At 70.2% G+C, this 8555-nt stretch carries 5 protein-coding genes; all 5 read left to right on the top strand.

The annotated features are described in order from the left end of the window. A partial coding sequence (locus Q4F19_RS20165; RefSeq protein WP_303546443.1) for a DUF4198 domain-containing protein occupies positions 1-617 on the top strand: 617 nt, incomplete at its 5' end. A gap of 104 nt (positions 618-721) precedes the next feature. After that, positions 722-1594 (top strand): FAD:protein FMN transferase, encoded by an 873-nt coding sequence (locus Q4F19_RS20160; RefSeq protein ID WP_303546470.1) that lies wholly within the window; start codon positions 722-724, stop codon positions 1592-1594. A gap of 51 nt (positions 1595-1645) precedes the next feature. Beyond that, on the top strand, positions 1646-5005 hold the full coding sequence (locus Q4F19_RS20155; RefSeq protein WP_303546441.1) for a transglutaminase family protein: 3360 nt from the start codon (positions 1646-1648) through the stop codon (positions 5003-5005). Positions 5006-5165: 160 nt separating this feature from the next. Further along, on the top strand, positions 5166-7673 hold the full coding sequence (locus Q4F19_RS20150; RefSeq protein WP_303546439.1) for a circularly permuted type 2 ATP-grasp protein: 2508 nt from the start codon (positions 5166-5168) through the stop codon (positions 7671-7673). Next, positions 7673-8551, top strand: coding sequence for a transglutaminase family protein (locus Q4F19_RS20145; RefSeq protein ID WP_303546438.1), 879 nt, complete (start codon positions 7673-7675; stop codon positions 8549-8551). Before Q4F19_RS20150 ends, Q4F19_RS20145 begins: the two co-directional genes overlap by 1 nt. The last annotated feature ends 4 nt before the right edge of the window (positions 8552-8555 follow it).

Here is an 8555-nt window from a genome sequence, read left to right as displayed (position 1 = left end):
GCCCGGGTGGCCCCGGCGCGGGCGGACCCGGCGGCGAAGGCGGTCGCATGGGCATGCGCGGCCCCGGCGAGGGCGGTGGTCCCGGCGGCCCCGGTGGCCCCGGTGGTCCGGGCGGCGGCGAAGGCGGTCCGGGTGGCCCCGGCGGTCCGGGCGGTCCGGGCGGCCCCCGCCGTCTGCCGCCGATCGCGCTTAAGGATATCCCGCCCGAGGCGACCGACGTGAAGCTGACCGAGATGGTCGCCACGATCGAGACCTTCGTCACGCAGGGCGAGCCGACGACGAGCCTGTTCAAGCCCGCCGGCAAGGCGCTCGAGATGGAGCCACTGACGCACCCGAATGCGGCGGCCGCGGGTGAGACGTCGCGCTTCCGCTTCCTGATCGACGGCAAGCCGGCGGCGGGCGTGAAGGTCACGGTCATTCCCGGCGGAGATCGCTATCGCGAGGATACGGGTACGCTGGAGCTGGTTACCGGCGCCGACGGCGTCGTCGCGATCAAATGGCCGATGGCGGGGATGACATGGGTCGGCGCGGCGGCCGAGGACGCGCATCCCGCCGAGCCGAAGGCGCAGCAGCGGCGGATGACCTATGCCGCGACGATCGAGGTGGCGACGCCCTGACGACGGGTGGGGACGCCCGCGTCGCGCTGCCGCCGCTTCTGTCGGCGGCGGCGATCGCCGGCCGCGATCCCTATGCGCGGATCGTTGATCTTTCGGGCGAGACGATGGGCACGGGGTGGCGGGTGCGCCTCGCGCGTCCGCCCCACCTCGATCCCGCCGCGCTCCGCCGCGACATCCTCGCGCGGCTGGCCGGCCTCGTCGCCGAGATGAGCCAGTGGGAGCCCGACTCGCACCTCTCGCGCTTCAACCGCGCGCCGGCGGGCAGCTGGGCCGATCTGCCGCCCGATTTCGCCACGGTCATCGCCTGCGCGCTCGCAATCGCCGAGCAGAGCGACGGCGCCTTCGATCCCACGCTCGGCCGTGCCGCAGCTTTGCTCGGCTTCGGCGCGAGTGTTCCCGCCGGCGATGATCTCGCCGCCGCGCAGGCCGAATCGGGCTGGCGACGCCTCACCTTCGATCCCGCCGCGCGCCGTCTCCGCCAGCCCGGCGGCCTCTGGCTTGATCTGTCGGGCATTGCCAAGGGCTATGCGGTCGATGCGGTCGCCGCTTTGCTCGCCGAGCGCGGCATCCGCCATTTCCTCGTCGAGATCGGCGGCGAGCTCGTCGGGCGCGGGGTCAGGCCCGATGGCGAGCCTTGGTGGGTCGCGCTGGAATCGCCCCCCGGAATGCGCCTGGCCCCCCTCCACATCGCGCTCCACGAACTGGCCGTGGCGACCTCGGGCGATTACCGGCGCGGCGCGCACACGATCGATCCCGCGACCGGCCGGCCGCTCGCTGCCGGCGTCATCTCGGTCAGCGTCATCCACGAAAGCGCGATGCTCGCCGATGGCTGGGCGACGGCTTTGACCACGCTTGGCCCCGCGCGCGGCATCGCGCTGGCCACCGAAAAGCGGATCGCCGCGCGCATCGTCATCCGCGCCGGTCCTCGTCCGATCGAGCATCTCAGCCCTGCGTTCGCGGCGATGCTGGAGGACTGATCCCGCGCGTCGCGCTTGCCCCCACCCGGGCGCTGTGCTGCAAGCGCGGGCATGATTCAGGCCGCGCTCCATCATCTGACCTCGTATCGCTACGATCACCCGGTCATGCTCGGGCCGCAGACGATCCGGCTGCGCCCCGCGCCGCACAGCCGGACCAACGTGCCCAATTATTCGCTGACGATCCTGCCCGAGGCGCATTTCATCAATTGGCAGCAGGATCCGCACGGCAATTGGCTGGCGCGGATCGTGGTTCCTGATCCCACGCAGGAATTCCGCGTGACGGTCGATCTCATCGCCGATCTCGCGGTGATCAATCCGTTCGACTTCTTCGTCGAGGATTATGCGACGAAGCGGCCCTTCGCCTACGCCGCCGATCTCGAAAACGATCTCTCGGCCTATTTCGAGTGCGAACCGCAGGGCGCGCTCTTCGATTCGCTCTACGAACGCTTCAAGTCGGTCGAGATGGGGACGATCGATTTCCTCGTCGAGCTCAACCGCGCGGTCAACGAGGCGGTCGGCTATGTGATCCGCATGGAGGCGGGCGTGCAGACGCCGGAGGAGACGCTCTGCATCGGCACCGGATCGTGCCGCGATTCCAGCTGGCTGCTCGTCAATCTGCTGCGACGGCTCGGTTTCGCCGCGCGCTTCGTCTCGGGCTACTCGATCCAGCTGACCCCCGACGTGATCCCGGTCGATGGCCCCAAGGGGGTCGCGCAGGATGTGTGCGATCTCCACGCCTGGGCCGAGGCCTATGTGCCGGGCGCAGGCTGGGTCGGCATGGATCCGACCTCGGGCCTGTTCGCGGGCGAAGGCCATATCCCGCTCTGCGCCACGCCTCATTATCGCTCCGCGACCCCGATCGAGGGCGCGGTGCTCGAGCCCGTCCACACCGATTTCGGTTTCGCGATGGACGTGCAGCGCATCGCCGAGGCGGTCCGCATCACGAAGCCCTTCACCGATGCGCGCTGGTTCGCGCTCGATGCGCTCGGCCGCAAGGTCGATGCCGATCTCGTCGCACAGGATGTGCGCCTGACGACGGGCGGCGAGCCGACTTTCCTCGCCGCCGACGATCCCGAGGCACCCGAATGGAATGCCGATGCGGTCGGCCCGACCAAAGCGGCCTACGCGGACAAACTCGTCCGGCTGATGCGCGACAAGTTCGCACCCGGCGGGCTGATCCACCACGGCCAGGGCAAATGGTATCCGGGCGAGAGCCTGCCGCGCTGGGGCTATTCGGTCTATTGGCGCGGCGACGGCGTCCCCGTCTGGCGCGACACGAGCCTGCTCGCGCAGGCGCTCGACGGCGCGACCCCGCTCGCGCCCGACGCCGCCGAGCAGTTCCTGAAGGGCATCGCCGCGCGGCTCGATGTGCCCGCCGATTATGTCCAGGCGGCTTATGAGGATCCGGTCGAATGGTCGCTCAAGGAAGCCGACCTTCCCGATAACACCGTGCCGACCGATCCCGAGATCGAGGATCCCGAGGCGCGCGCGCGGATGGTGCGCGCGTTCGAGCGCGGCCTCTCGCGCCCGGTCGGCTATGTTCTCCCGATCCAGGCCTGGCAGGCGACGCAGATGCCCGAGCCGCGCCGCTGGCGCAGCGAGCAGTGGCGCGTCCGGCGCGGCAAGCTGTTCCTCGTCCCCGGGGACAGCGCGGTCGGCTATCGCCTGCCCCTGGGATCGCTCCCGCACGTCCCCAAGTCCGATTATCCCTACCACCATATCCGCGACACGACCGAAGCCGTCGCGCCGCTCCCCGATTTCCGCGAGCGTCCGCTCGCGCCCGCCGAGACGGCGGGCGCGGTGCGCGACCAGCGCGCCGAATCGGTCGCGAGCGAGGGCGCGGCCGCGCAGGAGCGCGTCGAGCAGGTGATGATCGACGGCGCGGTGCGCACCGCGGTCACCGTCGAGCCGCGCGAAGGCTATCTCGCGGTCTTCCTGCCGCCGACCGAGGAGCTGGAGGATTATCTCGCGCTGATCGCCGCGATCGAGGCGACCGCCGAGGCGAGCCGGATCCCGATCCGCGTCGAAGGCTATGCGCCGCCGCCCGATCCGCGGCTGCAGGTGCTGAAGGTCACGCCCGATCCCGGCGTGATCGAGGTCAACGTCCAGCCGACCGCGACCTGGGACGAGACGGTCGATCTGACGAGCGCGCTCTACGAAATGGCGCGCGGCATCGGGCTGACCGCGGACAAGTTTCTCGTCGATGGCCGCTCGGTCGGCACGGGCGGGGGCAATCATCTCGTCCTCGGCGGGCGATCGGTGCTGGATTCGCCGTTCATCCGCCGGCCGGACATGCTCAAGAGCTTCGTGCTCTACTGGCAGCGCCATCCCGCGCTCAGCTATCTGTTCTCGGGGCTCTTCATCGGCCCGACGAGCCAGGCGCCGCGTATCGACGAAGCGCGCCACGATGGGCTCTACGAGCTGGAGGTCGCGCTGGCGCAGGTCGCCAATCCGTTCGCGTCGGATGCCGGCGAGGCGCCGCCGCCCTGGGTCGTCGATCGCCTGTTCCGCAATCTGCTCGTCGATGTGACGGGCAATACGCACCGCACCGAAATCTGCATCGACAAGCTCTTCTCGCCCGACGGGCCGACCGGGCGGCTCGGCCTCGTCGAGTTTCGCGGGTTCGAAATGCCGCCCGAGCCCAAGATGAGCCTCGCCCAGCAATTGCTGCTGCGCGCGATGGTCGCCTGGTTCTGGCGCGAGCCGCAGGCGGGCGGGCTGGTCCGCTGGGGGACGACGCTCCACGATCGCTTCATGCTCGGCCATTTCGTCTGGGCCGATTTCCTCGAAGTGCTGAGCGATCTGCGCGGCGCCGGCTATGATTTCGATCCCAGCTGGTTCGAGGCGCAGCGCCAGTTCCGCTTCCCGGTCCACGGCCATATCGTCGCGGGCGGGGTTACGCTGGAAATCGCGCATGCGCTCGAGCCCTGGCCGGTGCTGGGCGAGACCGGCGCGATCGGCGGCACGGTCCGCTATGTCGACAGCTCCACCGAACGGCTGCAGGTCCGCGCGACCGGCCTCACCCCCGGCCGCCACGTCATCGCCTGCAACGGCCGCCGCGTGCCGATGACGGAGACGGGCACGCCCGGCGAAGGCGTCGGCGGCGTGCGCTACAAGGCGTGGGAGCCGGCGAACTGCCTCCACCCGCGCCTCAAGTCGAACGCGCCGCTCACCTTCGACGTGCTCGATACGTGGAACGGCCGCTCGCTCGGCGGTTGCGTCTATCATGTCGGCCATCCCGGCGGGCGCAGCTACGAAGGTGTGCCGATCAACGATTATGAGGCCGAGAGTCGCCGCAAGTCGCGCTTCCAGGAGCATGGCCATACGCCGGGCAGCGTCGCGATGCCGCCTGTGGAGCGCAGCGGCGAATTCCCGATGACGCTCGATCTGCGCCGGCCGATCGGGCTGTGAGGATTTCTCCGTTCGCTTCGAGCGGCATCGAGCGTGTCGAGATGCCAACGTCGAGAAGCCTTCTCGACTGCTATTCTCGACTGCGCTCGAACCTTCGCTCGAAACGAACGGATGTGGTCTGTTTTGAGACTGGCGGCTGATGTCGCCCGCGGCGCCTAACATGGCCCAGCTGCCCGGCATGCCCACCTGGGGGCAGGGCTGGCTGGAATCCTATGTCGCGCAGGCCGATCTTGGCGATGTCGTGCGCGGCGATCTCGGGCGCGGCGCGCGCTGGTGGCACCATCTGTTCGATGGCGTCGCGACGCTCACCGAAGGCCGGCTGCAGCGCCTGCAGGACCGGATCGGCCGCCAGGTCGACGATCTCGGCACCGCCTTTCGTCTGCCGGGCGATACCAGCGAGCGGCCCTGGCCCGCCGCGGCCCTCCCGTTGCTGATCGGCGAGGATGAATGGCGCGGCATCGCCGAGGGCGTCGTCCAGCGCGCCGATCTGATGGAAGCCGTGCTCGCCGACGTCTACGGTCCGGCCAGGCTCGTCGCCGACGGTACATTGCCCGCGCCGCTCGTCACGGGCAGCCGCAGCTTCTGGCGCTCGATGATCGGGATGGAGCCGACCAGCGGCCATCGCCTCCAGATCTACGCGGTCGATCTCGGGCGCGGCCCGGATGGCGAATGGCGCGTGCTCGCCGATCATGTCCGCGCCCCCGCCGGCGCGGGCTATGCGCTGGAGAATAGGCTCGCCGCGAGCCGGGTGATGGGGCCGCTGCAGACGCGGCTCAACATCCAGCGCCTCGCCCCCTTCTTCTCCGATTTCCGCGAAGGCCTCGCCGCGGTCTGCCGCCGCGCCGCGCCGCGCATCGGTCTGCTGACCCCCGGCCGCTTCAACCCCAGCTATGCCGAACAGGCGCATCTCGCGCGCTATCTCGGCTTCCTGCTCGTCGAGGGCGATGATCTGGCGGTGCGCGGCAACGAACTGTTCGTCCGTACGATCGAGGGACTCAAGCGGATCGACGCCTTGTGGCGCCGGATCGACACCAAATTCCTCGATCCTTTGTCGTTCGACACGAGCTCGCGGATCGGCGTGCCCGGGCTGATGGACGTGATCGCCGCGGGCAATGCGGTGATCACCAACGCGCCCGGCGTCGGCATCATGGAGGCGCCGGCGATGGCCGCCTTCCTGCCGATGCTCGCGCGCAAGTTGCTCGGCGAGAAATTGAAGCTCCCCAATATCGCGACCTGGTGGTGCGGGCAGGACGGCCCACGCGCCGAGATGCTCGCGAATATGGACGATCTGCTGATCGCGCCCGCCTTCGGCGATCCCGTGATCGGCCTGCCCGGCGGGGCGTCCTTGGGTGCCAATATCGACTGGACCGCGCGCGCCGCGCTGGAACAGGCGATCGCGCTGCGCCCGCAGGATTATATCGGGCGCGAGGTCGTGCGCTTGTCGACGATGCCCGTCGTCCAGGATGGGCGGCTCGTGTCGCGCCCCTTCACGCTGCGCGCCTTCGCCACGCGCGCGGCGGACGGGAGCTGGTCGGTCATGCCCGGCGGCTTCGCGCGGCTCGGCGACGACGCCGATGTCCGCGCGACCGTGATGGGCGAGGGCGCCTTCTCCGCCGATGTCGGCATCGTCGCGCTCCACCCGGTCGAGCCCGTCTCCTTGCTGCCCGCGCATGTCGAGGTGCGCCGCAATCCGGGCACCCTTCCCAGCCGCGCCGCCGACAATCTCTTCTGGCTCGGCCGCTATCTCGAGCGCGGCGACGCGACGCTGCGGCTCGTCCGCGCCACGCTCGGCGGCACGATCGACGCCGATGGCGGGCAAAGCCTCGTCCCCGTCACGCTCGATCGGCTCGCGACCCTGCTCATCGCCACCGGCGCCGCGCGGATCGACGATGCGGATGACGCGGAGGGCGACGATGAGGAGCCGGGCGAGATCCGCGATCTCGCCGAGCTCGCCGCCGCCGCGATCGACGGGCCCGGTTATGCCAGCATCCGCACCCTGATCGGGGCCGCGCACGGCATTGCCGAGGTGATCCGCGACCGGCTCGCCGCCGACGTGTGGCGGCTCATCGACATGCCGCTCCCCGCCGCGCCCGCCGAGGACACCGGCGCGATGCTGGCGCGTGCCGCGAGCCTGCAGGATCGCTTCGCCGCGCTCGCGGGCTTGGCTGCCGAGAATATGGGCCGCACCGCCGGCTGGCGCTTCCACGATCTCGGCCGCCGGATCGAGCGCGCGCTTGCGGTCTGCCGCTACGTCCGCACCTTCGCCACCGAGGCCGCGACCTCGGACGATCTGACGACCCTGCTCGATCTCTCGGACAGCCAGATCAGCTATCGCGCGCGCTATCTGACCGGGCTCGCGCTCGTGCCGGTGCGCGATCTGATGACGCTCGATCCTTACAATCCGCGCAGCGTCGCCTTCCAGGTCGATCGCATCCGCGAGCATCTCGCCGCCTTGCCCTCGCTGCGCGACGACGGGATCGACGAGGCGCCCGTCGCCGCCGCCACCGAGCTCGGCTTCACGATCGCGACAATGCGCGCCGAGGCGATGTCGCGCACCGGCCTGCTCAGCCTCGAGAACAAGCTCGCGGCTCTGTCGGACGCGATCGGCCGCCGTTATTTCCTCCAGGGCGCCGAGACGATCCGCGCGGCCGGCATGACGCTCGCCTGATGCGCTACGCCATCCGCCACCTGACGCGCTTCGATTATGATTCGCCGGTCCGCTTCGCGCGCTGCAATCTGCGGCTGCACCCGGTCGATTGGGACGGCCAGCGCGTCGAGGAGTATGCGCTGGCGATCGATCCGCAGACGCCGGTCCTGCCCGGCCGCGACAATGGCTATTGTGTGCTCGGCGAACGCTTCGTGCTCGACAAGCGCGCCGACGAACTCTCGATCGAGAGCCGCTCGACGATCATCGTCGATCGCATCGCCCCCGAGGCGCGGCCCGACGATCTCAGCGTCGCCGAAGCCTCGCGGCTGGCGCGCGAGGCGCGCGATCTCGGCCGCACCGCGCCCGCCAATTTCCTCTTCCCCTCGCCGCTGATCGGCGTCTTCCCCGAAATTGCCGCCTGGTGCGCGCAGGAGCTGCGGCCCGAGCGCGGCGTCGTCGAGGCGGGGCTCGCGCTCGCGCGCGCGATCATGGCCGGCTTCAAATATGACGGCAGCGCCACCGAACTCGATACCAGCCCCGCGCAGGCCTTTGCCGCACGCCGCGGCGTCTGCCAGGATTTCGCGCAGATCATGATCTCCGGCGCGCGCTCGGCCGGCCTCGCCGCCGCCTATGTCTCGGGCTATCTCCGCACGATCCCGCCGCCCGGCAAGGCGCGGCTCGTCGGCGCGGACGCGACCCATGCCTGGGTCATCCTGTGGTGCGGCCCCGAGCGCGGCTGGCTCGGCTTCGATCCCACCAACGCCTGCACCGTCGGCCCCGATCACATCGTCGCCGCGATCGGCCGCGATTATGCGGACGTCGCCCCGATCGACGGCGTCTTCGTCGGCCGCAACGGCCAGACGATCGACGTCTCGGTTGATGTCGAGCCTTTGGGCTAGGTAG

It is taken from the genome of Sphingomonas natans (genome assembly GCF_030546695.1).
GTDB lineage: Bacteria > Pseudomonadota > Alphaproteobacteria > Sphingomonadales > Sphingomonadaceae > Sphingomonas_I > Sphingomonas_I natans.
Note: the sequence above shows the minus strand (reverse complement) of the source record. Positions and strands in the feature narration are given on the sequence as shown.